The 477-nt window shown below is 61.4% G+C and carries 1 pseudogene; it reads left to right on the forward strand.

From position 1 onward, the window contains the following. Positions 1–363: 363 nt before the first annotated feature. Positions 364–477: pseudogene (locus tag A2J02_RS28675) on the forward strand (acyl-ACP desaturase); the annotation flags it as partial.

Genomic DNA, 477 nt, shown 5'->3' on the forward strand with positions numbered 1-477 from the left:
GCCTGAGCTCGTGCAGTACGCCCGGTAGAGGTGTATGCATCGTGGACCTTTTAATCCGCAGGTCGTAGGTTCGAGTCCTACTGGGGGCACCACACACCGTCCGGGTAACAGTGATCACACCTGTCCGGAACGTACACTCGGACGTAACGATCGGCCGAGGCCGAGCGACGTGCAGGGGGAACTGCAGCGGTCGTGAACTCGCGAAAGCCGGTCGGAGGATCGGCGCTCCGGGGGCGCATCGCGTCGATCGACACCGAACATCACGACCGCCGGAACAGCAAGTGAACAGGCTCGACACGGTTCACACCGAACCTACGGTGCCGTAAGCTGGACCGGTCGTACGCAATCTATGGAGGCGATCTAATGGCGAGGGATCTGACACAGCTCGAGCTTCTGCAAGAGCTGGTGCCCACTGCCGAGGACAATGTGAACCGTCACATCTCGATGGCGCGGGAGTGGCACCCTCACGACTACGTC

This window comes from Rhodococcus sp. EPR-147 (genome assembly GCF_001647185.1).
In the GTDB taxonomy this organism is placed as follows: Bacteria; Actinomycetota; Actinomycetes; order Mycobacteriales; family Mycobacteriaceae; genus Rhodococcoides.